Here is a 16843-nt window from a genome sequence, read left to right on the forward strand (position 1 = left end):
ATGGAAAACCGGTAATGGTACCTGAAATGTTGGAGTGCGGACCCTGTGGGAGCGGGTTCACCCGCGATTGCGTTGGTGAATCCACTATCGCAATCGCGGGTGAACCCGCTCCCACAGGGTCCGTGGCGCCTGGGATTATTTGGGATAAAGCGGCGGCAAGCTGCCGTTCTCGCCTTGGGGCGGCTGGGGCTGTTCGGCGGCAGGAATGGTACTGATCGCCTTCCACAGGTCCTCGCCTTGCCAATACTGCCCGGCCTCGCTGTACAGCGCGCTGTTCAGCCCGTCCAGGGCATCGGACAAGGGCACGAAGCGCGCGGCCATGTCGGCCAGGGTCTGCGGTTGCTGGCGTGCCCAGGCATCGAGGGCCTGGCGGGTGGCCTGGGGGTCGTTGGCCAGGCAGGCGCGCTTGAGGTCGTCGAGCAGGGTCCGCGGGCAGGGGCCGGCCTGGATCACCCGGGCCACTGCCGGCTGCGAGCGCGCCCGCCACCACAGGGCGAAGCCGGCCAGGGTGGTCAGGGCGAGGATCAGCGTGCTCAGTTGCCATGGCCAGAGCAGGCGGCTGCCCTGGTCTGCGCTCAGGCCCGGGGTTTCGGTCAGCGCAGGGTTGTCCTGCACCTTGAGGCTGCGCGCCGGCAGGCTGCTGTGTTCCAGATGGTCTTCGCGGGTGTTCCACCACGTCACTTCCAGGGCGGGCAGCTCCAGGTTGCCGCTGTGGGTCGGAACCAGCGCCTCGCGCTCTTCGCGGCTGCCGATCAGGCCGCGCTCGTCGATCTGGTTGCGCAGTTGCGGCTGGTCCGGGTAACGGCGCAGGCCGGCGATTTCGCTGACCGGCAAGGGCGTGAGCTGGGTACTGGACAGCCCCTCGGCCTTGAGCAAAACGCTGCGGGTCAGGGAGTCGCCGATCTGGATCGGACTCTGCGCCGGGTCCGGGCTCCAGTGTTCTTCCAGGGTCAGGCTGCGTGCCGGCAGCCAGGGCGTGCCGGCCGGGTAGCTGGGCGGAATCGGCCGGACCTGCAGCGGCAGCTCCCGCGAGGCCACCCGCACCTGGGTATTGCCGGCGGCATTCGGGCTGTCGCTGTCAGCCCCGGCGCTGGTGGCGCTGAAGGTCAGCGAGGGGACGGTCACGGCACCGCTCTGCTGTGGGTACAGGGCGTAGCGCATTTCGATCACGCCGTGGCGGATGCCGTTGATCAGCTTTTCATAGGTGCGCGATTCACCCAGCGGCTCGATCTTCACCCCTTCCATTTGCAACGGGCTGAGGCTGCTGTCGTCGTACAGCGATACCGAGTGGTAGATGCGCAGGGTCAGCACGGCCTGGGCCTGCACGTAGACGCTGGCCTGGTCGAGGCTGGCTTCGATGAAGACCGGGGCGAGAAGGGTCGCCGGGGTGTCTTCGGCAGCCTGCACCTGCAACTGGATCGGCGCGCTGTGCAGTTCGCCCAGGCTCAGCGCGGGGATTTCCAGGGTGCCGGCACGGCGCGGCATCAGGGTCACCACCCAGCGCGTGGTGGCTTCGTTCTGCCCGTCGAGGGTATTGAGGCTGTTGAGCTGGCGGGTGCCACGGACCTCGAAATCCGCTTGCAGCGGCGTCAGGTCCGGCTTGCCGAACTGGGTGACATCGCGGATTTCCAGGGTCAGCTCCAGGGTTTCGGCGGTGCTCAGCTGGCTGCGGTCGACACTGGCGGCCAGCTCCTGGGCCTGGGCCTGCAGGGCGAAGAAAAGGCAGAAGACGAAGGCGCAGGCGCGGCTCATCGATGGGTTTCCTGAAGTTGTTGCTGTTCGTACCAGAATTTGCGTCGCAGCAGTTGCGATGGATTGTCCGGAATCTGCCGCAGCCATTGCTCCAGGGCCTGGCGCTGCTCGGCGTCGAGCGTATTGCCGGTAGGGCGCTGGGGCGGCCGGGTGGTGGACTCGTCGTCATCGCCGGCGGGGTTCTGCGGCGCCTGCACGGCGCCCGGATCCTGCTGCTCCTGGGGCTCTTCGCCGGGTTGTGCGGTTTCCTGCTCGCTGCTGCTCTGCTGCGGATTGTCGCTGCTTTCGCCGGGCAGCGGCTGGGCGTTCGGCTGCTCCTGCGGTGCTTGCGGCTCTTCGGCGGGTGGGGTCTGTTCCTGCTCGCGCTGTTCCAGCAGTTGCTCGACCAGGGCCTTGTTGGTCAACGCCGGTTGCAGGTCGGGCTGGCGCTCCAGGGCCTGTTCATAGGCATCCACCGCCGCTTCCAGCTCGCCGCCGAGGGCCAGGGCATTGCCGCGGTTGTAATGGCCGGCGGCGCTGTCGTCGAGGGCGAACTGGCGTGCCGCTGCGGCGTAGTCGCCGGCCTGGTACAGGGCCCAGCCTTTCCATTGCGGGTCCTGGAAGTGCTTGGCCGCTTCCGCCGGGCGCTGCCGTTCCAGCAGGTGCTGGCCCTGCTGGTCGGGGCGGCGCCACAGTTCGTTGAATTCGAAGGCATAGGAGGGTTGCGGCAGGCACAGCAGCAGCGGCAGGCAGAACAACCAGCCGCGTCGCCCGGCACAGGCGGCCAGCAGCAACAGCGGCAGGAGCAGCCAGTAGCCCTGGTCGGCCCAGGTATCCAGTTGCACGGTCTGGCCATCGCTGCTCAGCGCCCGGGGCTGGTCGAACAGGCCCAGGCCGCGCAGGTCGAGGTCGTCGATACGGGCATGCCGGTAGCGGCCGCCGAGCTGGCTGACGAAGGGCTTGAGGCTGCTGCTGTCCAGGCGCGGCACCAGGATCGCGCCGTCGGCATCCTTGAGGAATTCGCCGCTGGCCTGCCGCACCGGCGCCCCTTCGGCGCTGCCGATGCCGAGCATCAGCAGCGGCGGCCCGTTGCGCCCCAGGGCCTGGGCGATGCCCTGGCGTTCCGCGTCGGTCAGCGACGAGGCGATCAGCAACAGCCGGCCCTGGCCCAGGCCCGCCTGGGAGAGCAGCGCCAGGGCCTTGGCCACGGCCAGGTCGGCGCGCTGCCCGGCCAGCGGCATGATCCCCGGCTCCAGCGCTTCGAGCAGGTTGCGGCTGGTGCCGAGGTCGTCCGACAGCGGCACCAGGGTATGCGCACTGCCGGCGTAGACGACAATCGCGGTCTGGCTGTCGCGGCGGTGTTCGAGCAGGTCGAGGATCTTGCGCCGGGCCTGTTCCAGGCGGGTGGGCGGGGTGTCCTCGGCGAGCATTTCCGGGGTCAGTTCGAGCAGGATCACCAGCGGGTCGGCGGGGCGCTGGCGGGTTTCTTCCAGGCGCTCCCAGCTCGGCCCGAGCAAGGCCAGCACGCCGAGCATCCAGGCCAGGCCGAGGGCGATCCACGGCAGCTTGCTGTCGTGGCCGCTGCCACCGCCGAGCAGCACGCCATGGAACGCCGGCGGCAGGATCATCTGCCAGCGCCCGGCGCGCTTCTGCCGGTGCCAGAGTTTCCACAGCAGCCAGCCGAGCAGCGGCAGGGCCAGCAGCCACAGCGGGCGCATGAAGTGCGGCCAGAGTTCGCTCATCGACGCCTCCGCAGACGCAGGCGCTTGAGCCGCTGGCGCCATTCCGGGTGCGGCTGGAGGAAGTCCGGGCGGCGCAACAGGCGCTGGAGCAGCCGTTGCAGCAGGTGGTCGGGCCAGCGTTCGCGGATCACCAGGGCCAGGCTCAGCAGCATCGCCCCGGCCAGCGGCCAGGCATACAGGGCTTCGGCGGTACGCGCCTGGGTGGGTTGCTGCTCGACCGGTTCGAGCAGGTCGAGGGTGTCGCCGATGCTTTTCAGCTCGGCACCGTCGCGGGCGCGGAAATACTCGCCATGGGTGATCTGGGCGATCTCGCGCAGCGAGGCTTCGTCGAGGTCCAGGCTCGGGTTCAGGCCGATCTGCCCGGCCGTGCCGCTTTCCTCGGCACTGGCGCCGATGCCGATGGTGTAGATGCGGATGCTTTCCTGGGCGGCCAGGCGCGCGGCGGTGAGCGGGTGGATCTGCCCGCCGTTGTTGGCGCCATCGGTCACCAGGATCAGCACCCGGCTGTCGGTCGGGCGCGCGCGCAGGCGCTTGACCGCCAGGCCGATGGCGTCGCCGATGGCGGTGTTCTTGCCGGCGATGCCGATCTGGGCGTCGTCGAGGAAATTGCGCACGGTGCGCCGGTCGAAGGTCAACGGCGCCTGCAGGTAGGCCTGGCTGCCGAACAGGATCAGGCCGACGCGGTCGCCTTCGCGCTGCTGGAGGAAATCACCGAGCAGGTCCTTGACCAGCGACAGGCGGCTGACCTCTTCGCCGTCCCAGCTCATGTCCGGGTAATCCATGGAGCCGGAGACGTCTACCGCCACCAGCAGGTCGCGGCCGCTGGCGGCCACCGGCAAGGGTTCGCCCAGCCACTGCGGGCGGGCCGCGGCGCACAGCAGCAGGAGCCAGACCAGCACGAAGGGCGCCTGCTGGCGCAGGGTCGGCAGGTTCAGGCGCGCGCGGCGGCCGGCCAGGCCTTCCAGTTCGTCGAGGAAGCTGACCTTGAGCACCGGTTCGCCGCTGTCGGCCGCCGGCAGCAGCAGGCGCGCCAGCCAGGGCAGCGGCAACAGGGCGAAGACCCACGGCCAGGCCAGTTCAAACATGCTTGCGGATCCAGGTTTCGACCGCCTGGTTGAGGCCGGCGATGGCTTTGTCGTCGAGGCGGCATTCGGGCTTGTAGGTGCCTTCCACCAGCACCATCCAGCGGGTCAGCCCGGCAGCCGGGCAGCGGTTGTCGAGAAAGGCCAGCCATTGGCGACCGTTGAGGGTATGGCTGTGGCTGTCCGGGTAGTGGTTGCGGCACAGGCGCTTGAGCAGGGCGTTGATCTGCTGCAGCCAGGCGCCGGCATGGGCGCCGTCGTAGGGCTTGGGCAGTTGCGCCAGTTCCGCCAGGGCGGCGATGCGGATCGGGTCCAGCGGCTGTTCGGCGCGCGGTACCCTGGCCTTGCGCGGCCGCCAGTGACGCAGGCGCCACAGGCCCCAGCCGAGCAACGGCACGAGCAGCAGCAAGGCCCACCAGCCCGGCGCAGGCGGCCAGGCGCTGACAGGGGGCGGGGCAATCAGCGGTTGCAGTTGCGCCAGTGGATTCATCGCGGTTTGCCTGCCCGTTGTGGGTCCAGGTATTCGCGCAGTTGTTCGATCATTTCGCTCTGGGTGCTCAGGGGCATCAACACTACCCGCAGCTTTTGCGCGAGCATTTCCCAGCGCTCGATGCGCGCCTCGCTCTGCTGGCGATAGCTCTGGCGCAGGTTGCTGTCGAGGGTATCGAGTTCCAGTTGCGCGCCGCGCTGGGCGAAGCGCAGCAGGCCGGCGGCGGGCAGGGCGTGGTCGAGAGGGTCGGACAGCGGCAGCAGGAGCAGGTCGCAATGCCGCGACAGCAGGCTCAGTTGCTGTTCCACGCCAGGATTCAGGGCGCGCTCGTCGCACAGGATGATCGCCAGGCTGCCCGGGCGTAGCACCTCGCGGGCGCGACGCAGCGCGGTGCCGAGGTTGTCGCCCTGGGGCACCGCCTCGGTATGCAGCGACTGGTTGACCCGGGCCAGGCGGTTGAGCAGTTGCAGCAGGCTCTGCTTGCTGCGCCGGGGCTTGATTTCGTGGTGTTCGTTGTCGCCGAACACCAGCCCGCCGATACGGTCGTTATGGCCCAGGGCAGCCCAGCCGAACAGCGCTGCGGCCTGTGCGGCGAGCACCGACTTGAACATCAGCCCGGAGCCGAAGAACAGCCGCCGGCTCTGCTCGACCATGATGAAGATCGGCCGCTCGCGCTCCTCGTGGAACAGCTTGGTGTGCGGCTCCTGGGTGCGTGCGGTCACCCGCCAGTCGATATTGCGCACGTCGTCGCCGGCCTGGTACACCCGCACCTGGTCGAAATCCACGCCGCGCCCGCGCAGCCGCGAATGGTGCAGGCCGACCAGCGGGCTGCGTTGGCCGGGAGCGGAAAACAGCCGGACCTCGCGCACCCGATGGCGCATCTCGATCAGCTCGCTGAGGCCGATGCGGATGCCGGGGGCGGCCAACAGTTGACTGGGCATGGGCTCAGGCAACGGCGACGACGTCGAGGATGCGCTGGATCACCCGGTCCTGGTCGATCCCGGCAGCCTCGGCCTCGAACGACAGGATGATGCGGTGGCGCAGCACGTCGAACAGCACCGCCTGGATATCCTCGGGGCTGACGAAATCGCGCCCGGCCAGCCAGGCATGGGCGCGCGCGCAGCGGTCCAGGGCGATGGAGCCGCGCGGGCTGGCGCCGTAGGCGATCCAGTCGCCCAGCTCGGCGTCGTACTTGGCGCCGTTGCGCGTGGCCATGACCAGTTGCACCAGGTATTCCTCCACCGCATCGGCCATGTACAGGCCGAGGATCTCCTTGCGCGCGGCGAAGATCGCCTGCTGGCTGACCCGGCGCTCGGGCTTGGTTTCGCCGTTCAACGCCTCGCCGCGGGCCTGTGACAGGATGCGTCGCTCCACCGCTGCATCGGGGAAGCCGATCTTCACATGCATCAGGAAGCGGTCGAGCTGGGCTTCCGGCAGGGGATAGGTGCCTTCCTGCTCGATCGGGTTCTGCGTGGCCATCACCAGGAACAGCGGCGACAGCTCGTAGGTGCTGCGGCCCACGCTGACCTGGCGCTCGGCCATGGCTTCGAGCAGGGCCGACTGGACCTTGGCCGGGGCGCGGTTGATCTCGTCGGCCAGCACCAGGTTATGGAAGATCGGCCCTTGCTGGAACACGAAGCTGCCGGTTTCCGGGCGATAGATCTCGGTGCCGGTGATATCGGCCGGCAGCAGGTCGGGGGTGAACTGGATGCGATGGAACTGCGCCTCGATACCGTCGGCCAGTTCCTTGATGGCCTTGGTCTTGGCCAGCCCGGGGGCGCCTTCGACCAGCATATGGCCGTCGGCCAGGAGCACGATCAGCAGACGCTCGACGAGTTTTTCCTGGCCGAGGATCTGGGTGGAAAGAAAGGTGCGCAGCGCGATCAGCGCTTCACGGTGTTCCATCGTGACGGTTCCTGGAGTGACGCCGGGGCGGCATGCAGCGCCCGGACAGGGGCTGATACTTTAATCCATCCAGGGGGGCGGCGACTAACGGTACGGGGGAAATCTTTTACCGGGGAGGGGCGGATTCCTGGCGTCAAGGTACTGTGTCAAGAACCTTATGCGGCCCCTGTGGGAGCGGGTTCACCCGCGATTACGTCAGTGAATTCACCATCGCAATCGCGGGTAAACCCGCTCCCACAGGGGCCGCGCCGGGCACAGGTTCTGCGGCTGACCCGTAACCCTGTGGGAGCCGGCGTTGCCGGCGATGAGGCCGGCCAGACCTGTCATTTCTGCCAGTTGGCCCCGGCGAATGGCAGGAGTACAACCGCTACAACGAATTGCTGGAGCCGTCCGGTGAACCCTTCGGTGCATACCCACACCCCGGTACTGAACGCGATCGACGGTCGCGGGCTGGAGGTGCGCCGGGTGGATTATCACCGGGCGCAGGCGGGGCAGGCGGCTGGGCGGCGGGTGCAGGCCAGCCGCTTCGATGCCGCTGCCCGGCAGCGCGAGCAGTGGGATGCGCGGCTGTTCGAGGGGCAGGGCGCGGCGAGCCAGCGGCAGTTGACCAGCCTGTCCGGCAGGGCGCTGCTGGACGAAAGCGGCGATGCCGGCTGGCAACTGCTGTTGCCAGGCGACGCCGGGCAGGTGCTGGAGCGCTGGGATACCCGGGGCGGACACTGGCAGACCGGCTATGACGAGCGCCTGCGGCCGCTGTCGATTCGCGAGGCTGGCCGGCTGGCCGAGCGCTTTATCTACGCAACGGAAGAGGATGTGAATCGCCGGGGCCGGCTGCTCCGGCATGACGATGAGGCGGGCAGCCGGACGGTCATCGGCTACAGCCTGGGCGCTGAAGAATCCGGGGAAACCCGCTGTTTTCTTGAATCGCTCGAACTGCCGGACTGGTCGCAGGCGCCGTCCCTGGAGCCGGGCGAGGGTGAAACCACCCGCCATGCACATGGCCCGCTCGCCTCGGAAAAGCTCGAGCAGATCGATGCCCGCGGCAATCGCCAGGTGTTCCGCTACGGGTTGAATGGCCAGTTGTCTGCTCTGACGGTGAATCTTGCCAGCGGCGCGGAGCATCGGGTGCAAGCCGATATTCGTTACAACGCCCAATTGCAGATCGAATCCCGCACGGCCGGGAATGGCGTGGTCAGCCGGTTGCACTACGATCCGGCCAACGGTCGTCTTGTGCGCTTCAGTGCCAGTCGTCCGGGGCGCTCGATGCTCCAGGACCTGGTCTACGCGCATGATCCGCGGGGCAATGTGCTGCAGATCGAGGATCACAGCCAGCCCGTACGGCATTTTGCCAACCAGCGGGTCGACCCGGTCTGTACCTTCCTCTACGACTCGCTTTGCCAACTGATCGAGGCCAGCGGACGCGAGGCGGCGGGCGTCGTTTCCGGCCCGGACTTGCCGGAGCTGGCGCCGGATACCAGTCAGTTGCTGAATTACAGCGAGTTCTACGACTACGACGCCAGCGGCAATCTGGTTTCCCTGAGGCATGTCGGCCAGCAGCAATGGACCCGCACCTTCGAGGTGGCGGCGTACAGCAACCGTGTATTGCCCGCGCCCGCAGACCCTGCGACCGGGTTCGATCCGAACGGCAACCTGCTCGAACTGGCGCCGGGCCAGCCGCTGCAATGGAGTGCCCGCGACCGACTGCTTGCTCTGCGCCAGGTGACGCGTGCGAACGCCCAGGACGATGAGGAACAGTATCGCTAGGGCGGCGACGGCCTGCGCGTACGCAAGGTCGCGGCGCGGCTTGTGGCCGGGCGCATGCAGCACGGCGAAACCCGCTATCTGCCCGGCCTGGAACTGCATACCCGGCAAGGGGAAGCCTTCGCGGTGCTGCAGGTCGAATCCTGCCGTTGCCTGGTCTGGAGCGAAGGCCAGCCCGAGGGCATTGCCGGCCCGCAATGGCGCTACGGCGTTAACGACCTGTACGACAGCAGCGCGCTGGAGCTGGACGGCGAAGCCCGCATCATCACCCACGAAGGCTATTACCCCTTCGGCGGCACGGCCTGGTGGGCGGGGCGTTCGGCGCTGGAGGCGGGTTACAAGACCAGCCGCTATTCAGGGCGGGAACGGGACAGCAGCGGGCTTTACCACTATGGGTTGCGCTACTACGCGCCGTGGCTGGCGCGCTGGATCAATCCGGATCCGGCAGGGGATGTGGATGGGCTGAATCGCTATGCGATGGTGCGGAACAACCCGGTGACGCGGGAAGACCGGCATGGGCTGGTCGGGGCCGACAAGCAGGCCGTGGTTGCAGAGCCGGCGCGCCGGCAATTCGTGAGTCAGCATTTCACCCACGAAGTCGAGGGTCACACGGTGCGTTCCACCTATGTCGATCAAAATTATGTCGAGAGCCGGTTCACCAACACCTACGAGCCCGACCGATGGCTGATGGAGCACAACTACAAGAAAACCGACACCCGCTCGTTCTTTGCCAGCGATGTGGCGCTTCATCAACTCGAACTCGTCTACGGCAGCCTGGACAGGGTGCCCCGGCCCTCTACCATCGTGCGTAGCAACGTCGTCAACCTCGAGGCAAGGGATACGCTTGCCGGCCTGGCAAGCGGGTCCGAAAAGCTGAAACGGGTGTTTTTCGACGAAACCCCCAATGGCAAGACTACCCGGCATTTGATGCAGGCCATGAAGCTGGAGCCTGCCGCGGTCACGGTGGATTTCCAGCCAGGCATCTTCAAGCCGCAGATGTACATTACTGTCCATGTCGCCAACGCCATGCCGGATGCCGGTCGCCTCGTTCGCTCAGGCAATGGCGATGGTCATTCACCTCAAGCTGCTCAGCAGGCGCGTAGCGACTCCCGGCAAGGGGCAGATGAGTGGCGCGACTTCCCTATCGCCGCAGGCGTGCAGGTCCACTACAGGAAACGCAGTGAGACCTGGCTATGAGGCTGAGTGCTCGACGACCAGCGTCCCGACCCCCTTGAGAAGTACCTTCAGCACCGCCTCGATCTCTTCCAGGTCATCGCCCAGCGCGCTCTCGATATCGATCTCCAGCACATCATCCCCGCCAAACAGCTCGGTCGCCCCCGGCGCCGTCTCGATCAGCAGGCGGGCGGCGCTGAGGGTCACCTTGATATCCCGCAATGCTTCGCTTTCATCCTCGATCATCAGGCCGACCTCGTCTTCATCGGGGTAGCGGCTAAGGATGAGCAGGCGCCCATCGGTGTTGTTGCTGCCGAGGGTAGCGAGGTTGTCTTCTTCGTCATCGCAAGCGTTGCCGAAGATCAGCGCGGAAGTCAGTTGCATGATGCAGCTCGATCAAGGAAATGAAACGCAAGTGTGCCAGCGTTTGCCCCCGGGATGAATCTCCGGCTGCACCTGCCTGTCCGAATATGTCGCAGCGTCGGAAGCGGCGGCGGGCGGGCTGTCGTTAAGCTGCGTTGTCAAAGGATGACCGTACGGTCCCGGACGACCCAGGTTCCAGCAGCACCGCTCTTTCTCATTTCTCCCTCCGCCGCGCCCGCCATTGGCTATGGTTGATGCGGGACATGGCGGACACGCGCGACGCTTCATTCAAAAACAAAGCCCAAGCGGAGTACCACAGATGGCGTTTTTCACCGCAGCCAGCAAAGCCGACTTCCAGCACCAACTGAAAGCCGCCCTGGCGCAGCACATCAGCGAGCAGGCACTGCCACAAGTGGCGCTGTTCGCCGAGCAATTCTTCGGCATCATCTCTCTGGACGAACTCACCCAGCGGCGCCTGTCCGACCTGGTCGGCTGCACCCTCTCTGCCTGGCGCATCATCGAGCGCTTCGACCATGCCCAGCCCAAGGTCAACGTCTACAACCCCGATTACGAGCGTCATGGCTGGCAGTCGACCCACACCGCCGTGGAAGTCCTGCACCATGACCTGCCGTTCCTCGTGGACTCCGTGCGCACCGAACTGAACCGTCGTGGCTACAGCATCCACACCCTGCAGACCACCGTCCTCAGCGTGCGCCGCGGCAAGGACGGCGAACTGCTGGAAATCCTGCCCAAGGGCACCCAGGGCGAGGGCGTGCTGCAGGAATCGCTGATGTACCTGGAGATCGACCGCTGCGCCAACAACGCCGAGCTCTCCGTACTGGCCCACGAACTGACCCAGGTGCTGGCCGAAGTGCGCGTCGCCGTGGCCGACTTCGAGCCGATGAAGGCCAAGGTCCGGCAACTGCTGGAACTGGTCGAGCAGACCCCGTATCCAGCGGTCGCCGGCGAGAAATCCGAGGTCAAGAGCTTCCTCGAATGGCTGGTGGGCAACCACTTCACCTTCCTCGGCTACGAGGAATTCGTGGTCAAGGCCGACGCCCAGGGCGGCCAGCTGGTGTATGACGAGCAGTCCTTCCTCGGCCTGACCCGCCTGCTGCGCGCCGGCCTCACCGCCGAAGACCTGCGCATCGAGGACTACGCCGTCGCCTACCTGAACGAGCCGCTGCTGCTGTCCTTCGCCAAGGCCGCCCACCCGAGCCGCGTGCACCGCCCGGCCTACCCGGACTACGTGTCGATCCGCCAGCTCGACGCCGACGGCAAGGTGATCAAGGAATGCCGCTTCATGGGTCTCTACACCTCCTCGGTGTATGGCGAAAGTGTCCATCAGATCCCGTACATTCGCGACAAGGTCGCCGAAGTCGAGCGCCGTTCCGGCTTCGACGCCAAGGCCCACCTGGGCAAGGAACTGGCCCAGGTGCTTGAAGTGCTGCCTCGCGACGACCTGTTCCAGACCCCGGTGGACGAGCTGTTCAACACCGTGATGTCCATCGTGCAGATCCAGGAACGCAACAAGATCCGCGTGTTCCTGCGCAAGGACCCTTACGGCCGCTTCTGCTACTGCCTGGCCTATGTGCCGCGTGACATCTATTCCACCGAGGTGCGGCAGAAGATCCAGCAGGTGCTGATGGAGCGCCTCAAGGCCAGCGACTGCGAGTTCTGGACCTTCTTCTCCGAATCGGTACTGGCCCGCGTGCAGTTGATCCTGCGGGTAGATCCGAAGAACCGCATCGATATCGACGCGAAACAGCTGGAAAACGAAGTGATCCAGGCCTGCCGCTCATGGCAGGACGACTACGCCGCACTCACCGTCGAAGCCTTCGGCGAAGCCCAGGGCACCAACGTGCTCGCCGACTTCCCGAAAGGCTTCCCGGCCGGCTACCGCGAGCGCTTCGCTGCGCACTCGGCGGTGGTCGACATGCAGCACCTGCTCAACCTGTCGGAGAAAAAGCCGCTGGTGATGAGCTTCTACCAGCCGCTGACCCAGACCGGTAAGCACATCCTGCACTGCAAGCTGTACCACGCCGACACGCCGCTGGCGCTGTCCGACGTGCTGCCGATCCTGGAAAACCTCGGCCTGCGCGTGCTCGGCGAGTTCCCGTACCGCCTGCGCCACACCAATGGCCGCGAGTTCTGGATCCACGACTTCGCCTTCACCTACAGCGAAGGCCTCAACCTCGACATCCAGCAGCTCAACGACACCCTGCAGGACGCCTTCGTCCACATCGTCAACGGCGATGCGGAAAACGACGCCTTCAACCGCCTGGTGCTGACCGCCGGCCTGCCATGGCGCGATGTCGCCCTGCTGCGTGCCTACGCCCGCTACCTCAAGCAGATCCGCCTGGGCTTCGACCTCGGCTACATCGCCAGCACCCTGAACAACCACACCGACATCGCCCGCGAGCTGACCCGGCTGTTCAAGACCCGCTTCTACCTGGCGCGCAAGCTCACCAGCGAAGACCTCGAAGACAAGCAACAGCGCCTGGAACAGGCGATCCTCAGCGCCCTCGACGATGTCCAGGTGCTCAACGAAGACCGCATCCTGCGCCGCTACCTGGACCTGATCAAGGCCACCCTGCGCACCAACTTCTACCAGCCGGACGCCAACGGCCAGAACAAGTCGTACTTCAGCTTCAAGTTCAACCCCAGGCTGATCCCGGAACTGCCTAAACCGGTGCCGAAGTTCGAAATCTTCGTCTACTCGCCGCGTGTCGAAGGCGTGCACCTGCGCTTCGGCAACGTCGCCCGCGGCGGCCTGCGCTGGTCGGACCGCGAGGAAGACTTCCGCACCGAAGTCCTCGGCCTGGTCAAAGCCCAGCAGGTGAAAAACTCGGTCATCGTCCCGGTCGGTGCCAAGGGCGGCTTCCTGCCGCGGCGCCTGCCACTGGGCGGCAGCCGCGACGACATCGCCGCCGAGGGCATCGCCTGCTACCGCATCTTCATCTCCGGCCTGCTCGACATCACCGACAACCTCAAGGACGGCGGCGTCGTGCCACCGGCCAACGTGGTCCGGCATGACGACGACGACCCGTACCTGGTGGTCGCCGCGGACAAGGGCACCGCCACCTTCTCCGACATCGCCAACGGCATCGCCATCGACTACGGCTTCTGGCTCGGCGACGCCTTCGCCTCCGGCGGCTCGGCCGGCTACGACCACAAGAAAATGGGCATCACCGCCCGTGGCGCCTGGGTCGGCGTACAGCGTCACTTCCGCGAGCGCGGCATCAACGTGCAGAAGGACGTCATCACCGTGGTCGGCATCGGCGACATGGCCGGCGACGTCTTCGGCAACGGCCTGCTCATGTCCGAGACCCTGCAACTGGTCGCGGCCTTCAACCACCTGCACATCTTCATCGACCCCAACCCGGACCCGGCCACCAGCTTCGCCGAGCGCAAGCGCCTGTTCGACCTGCCGCGTTCGGCCTGGAGCGACTACGACACCAGCATCATGTCCGAGGGCGGCGGCATCTTCCCGCGCAGCGCGAAAAGCATCGCCATCACCCCGCAGATGAAAGAACGCTTCGCCATCGAAGCCGACAAACTCACCCCGACCGAACTGCTCAACGCCTTGCTCAAGGCCCCGGTCGACCTGCTCTGGAACGGCGGTATCGGCACCTACGTCAAATCCAGCGAGGAAAGCCACGCCGACGTCGGCGACAAGGCCAACGACGCCCTGCGCGTCAACGGCAACGAACTGCGCTGCAAGGTGGTGGGCGAGGGCGGCAACCTCGGCATGACCCAGCTCGGCCGCGTCGAATTCGGCCTCAACGGCGGTGCCACCAACACCGACTTCATCGACAACGCCGGTGGCGTGGACTGCTCCGACCACGAGGTCAACATCAAGATCCTGCTCAACGAAGTGGTGCAGGCCGGCGACATGACCGAGAAGCAGCGCAACCAACTGCTCGGCAGCATGACCGAAGAGGTTTCCACCCTCGTCCTCGGCAACAACTACAAGCAAACCCAGGCCCTGTCCCTGGCCGCGCGGCGTGCCAAGGAGCGCATTGCCGAATACAAACGCCTCATGGCCGACCTCGAAAGCCGCGGCAAACTCGATCGCGCCATCGAATTCCTGCCCTCGGAAGAGCAACTGGCCGAACGCATCGCCGCCAACCAGGGCCTCAGCCGGGCGGAGCTGTCGGTACTCATCTCCTACAGCAAGATCGACCTCAAGGAAGCGCTGCTCAAATCCCTGGTACCGGATGACGACTACCTCACCCGCGACATGGAAACTGCGTTCCCGCCGTCGCTGGTGCACAAATTCGCCGACGCCATGCGCCGCCACCGGCTGAAACGCGAAATCGTCAGCACCCAGATCGCCAACGACCTGGTCAACAACATGGGCATCACCTTCGTCCAGCGGCTCAAGGAATCCACGGGCATGAGCCCGGCCAACGTCGCTGGCGCCTACGTCATCGTGCGCGACATCTTCCACCTCCCGCACTGGTTCCGGCAGATCGAAGCGCTGGACTACCAGGTGCCGGCGGAAGTGCAGCTCACCCTGATGGACGAACTCATGCGCCTCGGCCGCCGCGCGACCCGCTGGTTCCTGCGCAGCCGTCGCAACGAACAGGACGCCGGCCGTGACGTCGCCCACTTCGGGCCACAGATCGCTGCCTTGGGCCTCAAGCTCGACGAACTCCTCGAAGGCCCGACCCGCGAACGCTGGCAAACCCGCTATCAAGGCTTCGTAGAGGCCGGCGTACCGGAACTGCTGGCCCGGATGGTCGCCGGCACCACGCACCTCTACACCCTGCTGCCGATCATCGAAGCCTCCGACGTCACCGGCCAGAACCCGGCTCAGGTGGCCAAGGCATTCTTCGCGGTGGGCAGCGCGCTGGATCTCACCTGGTACCTGCAGGAAATCAGCAACCTGCCGGTGGAAAACAACTGGCAGGCCCTGGCTCGGGAAGCGTTCCGGGATGATATCGATCTCCAGCAGCGGGCCATCACGATCTCCGTATTGCAGATGGCGGATGCGCCGGAGGATATGGATGCGCGGGTAGCGTTGTGGATGGAGCAGCATCGGGTGATGGTGGAGCGGTGGCGGGCTATGCTGGATGACCTGCGGGCTGCTACCGGGACTGACTATGCCATGTATGCAGTGGCTAACCGGGAGCTGGTGGATCTGGCGTTGAGTGGGCAGGCGGCGGTTTTGCCGTCTTGATGGTTTAAGGTGAGACAGGAAGGCCCTGGCAGTGATGCCGGGGCCTTTTTTTAGGTTTTAACTGCTAATCGGTAGCAGGCTTGGCTGCACTGAAGAACGTTGAATTAAGCTATTATCTTATTGATTTATTTGATTAATCTAATTTGCATTGTCTCTAGGATACTATTTTGGAGCACCCTCCCATGAAATAGCATTTTCCACTCTTCGGCTCTGTTTGCGACGAGCAGCCCGAGGAATTGGGGATAGGGGCTAGGGGCAGACCACAATGTCTTCGACCAGGAGAGTGATCTGACGATCACACTTCAATGTTGAACAGGTGGCTTCTGATGCTAGTGGCAATCGCCAGTACAGCCATTTTGATGGTCTGAGGCGAAATACATGGGCCCTGGCAATGATGCCGGGGCCTTTTAATTTTGTTGAGAGAAAGTCATATGGCTATAGAAAGCCTCAGCGTAATGCTGCACTCACGTTGACCCTTTACTCTCAATCTCCATGATTAAGAAATGCCAAACAACATATATGGCGTGCTTTTGGTACAGTCTTTGGCTTTTACGATGCTTAATGTTTATGCTGCATCCATATTTCTATCTATAAAGAGGTCTGACGCGCCAAGCTTCTGAAGTTGTACGCGAACTGCGCGGCTGAATGCTGCGTCTGCACGAGTCTTTGCTTTCAGCATTTCAATTTGTCGTACAATTGCTTTCATTGAGGCTTGATCGCCCTGCACATCCAGATCTTCGACGCTGATTTGGATGGTTTCGTAGAGGTCCTTTGCCTCTTTCATTGCCGCAAACCGGGCTTCTCTCATGCGCTCTAAATTTAGTCCGTAGATAACGGCGGAGTCTCTAATTCGCCGCGCTTGCAATCCAACGCAGAAGAAGCTTTTCACAAAAAGGCCGCGATCATCGAAGTCAATAAAATCTAAGTCGTTTTTTACCAAGGGGTCGAGCAGTAAGGGTAATTCATCGTTAGTGCAACGATCGTCCCAGGTTGCTTTTTTACTACCGTCCAGTAATGGAAACCAGCTTCCCTTGCCTACAGTGATCTCGCTATCTTCATCCCTATTGAGACGGTTGCAGTTCTGGGCTGAAAGGCGAAAGTTTTCCCAGTTGAAGGCAAGCCACGCATATCCCTGTTCGTCTACTAATCCGTCACTACGCTTAGCCTCTGACTTAGGACGAAAGTGATCGACATCAAAGTTTGCACCAGCGTCCTTCGCCTCAGAGTACCAGCACTTCCCATGTGACATCTTTGAAAGGTACTTTGCGAAGCCGCGCCATATGTGTGACTTGCTCTTTATGTAATTTTTTCTTTTGTCAATCGGTAGGTTTTCTAATTCTTCCTGAGCACGCAATGCGACTTCAAGTATCTTCTGAGGGATAACATCGGCATTTCTGGCGATATAAATCAT

Annotated in this window: 11 protein-coding genes; 3 read left to right on the forward strand and 8 right to left on the reverse strand. The window is 64.5% G+C overall.

What is annotated here, in order from left to right; genetic code table 11:
- Positions 1-135: 135 nt before the first annotated feature.
- Genes ACPFMA_RS08485 through ACPFMA_RS08510 form a run of 6 tightly spaced genes read right to left on the reverse strand, consistent with a single transcriptional unit; the run spans position 136 to position 6950 of the window.
- Positions 136-1752, reverse strand: a complete 1617-nt coding sequence (locus ACPFMA_RS08485; RefSeq protein ID WP_425929970.1) for a BatD family protein — start codon at positions 1750-1752, stop codon at positions 136-138.
- Positions 1749-3473: a VWA domain-containing protein gene (locus tag ACPFMA_RS08490; RefSeq protein WP_425929971.1), complete on the reverse strand. Its 1725-nt coding sequence runs from the start codon at positions 3471-3473 to the stop codon at positions 1749-1751. The genes ACPFMA_RS08485 and ACPFMA_RS08490 overlap by 4 nt, the downstream gene beginning before the upstream one ends.
- On the reverse strand, positions 3470-4558 hold the full coding sequence (locus tag ACPFMA_RS08495; RefSeq protein WP_279900714.1) for a vWA domain-containing protein: 1089 nt from the start codon (positions 4556-4558) through the stop codon (positions 3470-3472). The genes ACPFMA_RS08490 and ACPFMA_RS08495 overlap by 4 nt, the downstream gene beginning before the upstream one ends.
- Positions 4551-5045 (reverse strand): DUF4381 domain-containing protein, encoded by a 495-nt coding sequence (locus ACPFMA_RS08500; RefSeq protein WP_009403150.1) that lies wholly within the window; start codon positions 5043-5045, stop codon positions 4551-4553. Before ACPFMA_RS08500 ends, ACPFMA_RS08495 begins: the two co-directional genes overlap by 8 nt.
- The gene (locus tag ACPFMA_RS08505) at positions 5042-5986 is read right to left on the reverse strand and encodes a DUF58 domain-containing protein (RefSeq protein WP_009403151.1); all 945 of its coding nucleotides are present in this window, start codon (positions 5984-5986) and stop codon (positions 5042-5044) included. The genes ACPFMA_RS08500 and ACPFMA_RS08505 overlap by 4 nt, the downstream gene beginning before the upstream one ends.
- A 4-nt stretch (positions 5987-5990) precedes the next feature.
- Positions 5991-6950 (reverse strand): AAA family ATPase, encoded by a 960-nt coding sequence (locus ACPFMA_RS08510; RefSeq protein WP_064303528.1) that lies wholly within the window; start codon positions 6948-6950, stop codon positions 5991-5993.
- A gap of 393 nt (positions 6951-7343) precedes the next feature.
- Between ACPFMA_RS08510 and ACPFMA_RS08515 the strand changes: the two genes are divergently transcribed.
- Both ACPFMA_RS08515 and ACPFMA_RS08520 read left to right on the forward strand, forming a co-directional pair.
- Positions 7344-8714 carry an RHS repeat domain-containing protein gene (locus tag ACPFMA_RS08515; RefSeq protein ID WP_425929972.1) on the forward strand — a complete coding sequence of 457 codons (1371 nt, stop codon included), beginning with the start codon at positions 7344-7346 and terminating at the stop codon, positions 8712-8714.
- Positions 8715-8768: 54 nt separating this feature from the next.
- Positions 8769-9908: an RHS repeat-associated core domain-containing protein gene (locus ACPFMA_RS08520; RefSeq protein ID WP_425929973.1), complete on the forward strand. Its 1140-nt coding sequence runs from the start codon at positions 8769-8771 to the stop codon at positions 9906-9908.
- On the opposite strand, the gene ACPFMA_RS08525 is transcribed toward ACPFMA_RS08520, so the two are convergent.
- Positions 9903-10268: a hypothetical protein gene (locus tag ACPFMA_RS08525; RefSeq protein ID WP_425929974.1), complete on the reverse strand. Its 366-nt coding sequence runs from the start codon at positions 10266-10268 to the stop codon at positions 9903-9905. The genes ACPFMA_RS08520 and ACPFMA_RS08525 overlap by 6 nt on opposite strands.
- A 298-nt stretch (positions 10269-10566) precedes the next feature.
- Between ACPFMA_RS08525 and ACPFMA_RS08530 the strand changes: the two genes are divergently transcribed.
- Positions 10567-15432: an NAD-glutamate dehydrogenase gene (locus tag ACPFMA_RS08530; RefSeq protein ID WP_009395515.1), complete on the forward strand. Its 4866-nt coding sequence runs from the start codon at positions 10567-10569 to the stop codon at positions 15430-15432.
- A 565-nt stretch (positions 15433-15997) separates the two neighbouring features.
- Here the strand turns inward: ACPFMA_RS08530 and ACPFMA_RS08535 are convergent.
- A complete protein-coding gene (locus ACPFMA_RS08535) occupies positions 15998-16843 on the reverse strand; it encodes a hypothetical protein (RefSeq protein WP_425929975.1) in 846 nt (281 codons plus the stop codon).

The organism is Pseudomonas sp. NyZ201, assembly GCF_049860765.1.
GTDB lineage: Bacteria > Pseudomonadota > Gammaproteobacteria > Pseudomonadales > Pseudomonadaceae > Aquipseudomonas > Aquipseudomonas bharatica.

Excerpts from the sequence above, each read along its gene's own strand:
- ACPFMA_RS08505 (WP_009403151.1), bottom strand. The coding sequence starts at position 5,986 with ATGCCCAGTCAACTGTTGGCCGCCCCCGGCATCCGCATCGGCCTCAGC.
- ACPFMA_RS08485 (WP_425929970.1), bottom strand. The coding sequence starts at position 1,752 with ATGAGCCGCGCCTGCGCCTTCGTCTTCTGCCTTTTCTTCGCCCTGCAG.
- ACPFMA_RS08520 (WP_425929973.1), top strand. The coding sequence starts at position 8,769 with ATGCAGCACGGCGAAACCCGCTATCTGCCCGGCCTGGAACTGCATACC.
- ACPFMA_RS08510 (WP_064303528.1), bottom strand. The coding sequence starts at position 6,950 with ATGGAACACCGTGAAGCGCTGATCGCGCTGCGCACCTTTCTTTCCACC.
- ACPFMA_RS08500 (WP_009403150.1), bottom strand. The coding sequence starts at position 5,045 with ATGAATCCACTGGCGCAACTGCAACCGCTGATTGCCCCGCCCCCTGTC.
- ACPFMA_RS08525 (WP_425929974.1), bottom strand. The coding sequence starts at position 10,268 with ATGCAACTGACTTCCGCGCTGATCTTCGGCAACGCTTGCGATGACGAA.
- ACPFMA_RS08490 (WP_425929971.1), bottom strand. The coding sequence starts at position 3,473 with ATGAGCGAACTCTGGCCGCACTTCATGCGCCCGCTGTGGCTGCTGGCC.
- ACPFMA_RS08530 (WP_009395515.1), top strand. The coding sequence starts at position 10,567 with ATGGCGTTTTTCACCGCAGCCAGCAAAGCCGACTTCCAGCACCAACTG.
- ACPFMA_RS08535 (WP_425929975.1), bottom strand. The coding sequence starts at position 16,843 with ATGATTTATATCGCCAGAAATGCCGATGTTATCCCTCAGAAGATACTT.
- ACPFMA_RS08495 (WP_279900714.1), bottom strand. The coding sequence starts at position 4,558 with ATGTTTGAACTGGCCTGGCCGTGGGTCTTCGCCCTGTTGCCGCTGCCC.